General features: G+C 53.5%; 1 protein-coding gene. It reads left to right on the top strand.

The genetic code is table 11. The features are described from left to right. Positions 1-252: alanine-zipper protein (locus P5683_RS25970; RefSeq protein ID WP_396442940.1), on the top strand; the 252-nt coding region annotated here is incomplete at its 5' end. Between the last annotated feature and the right edge of the window lie 135 nt (positions 253-387).

Below are 387 nucleotides of genomic sequence, written 5' to 3'. Positions count from 1 at the left end.
CCGACTTATATTGAGTTAGAGAGCGATCGCCAAAAAGCAGAAGAACGCGCCCAACAGGAAACAGAACGCGCCCAACAGCAGGCAGAACGCGCCCAACAAGCCGAAGAACGCGCCCAACAGCAGGCAGAACGCGCCCAACAGGAAGCAGAACGCGCCCAACAGGAAGCAGAACGCGCCCAACAGGAAGCAGAACGCGCTAACCGCCTGGCGGAAAGACTGCGGGAATTAGGTATTGACCCTGATACTATGTAATCCCCTTTGACGACGAATACACCCATAAAGCACCCCAAGGAGGCGACATGGTAACCGAGATTAAAACCACTCCCCAAACGCCAATTATCTATCCTGAAAGCGACGGTCAACCTATGGCAGAAAACACCGAACAAT

Source organism: Limnospira sp. PMC 1279.21, from assembly GCF_032349615.1.
GTDB classification, from domain to species: Bacteria; Cyanobacteriota; Cyanobacteriia; order Cyanobacteriales; family Microcoleaceae; genus Limnospira; species Limnospira fusiformis.
Note: the sequence above shows the minus strand (reverse complement) of the source record. Positions and strands in the feature narration are given on the sequence as shown.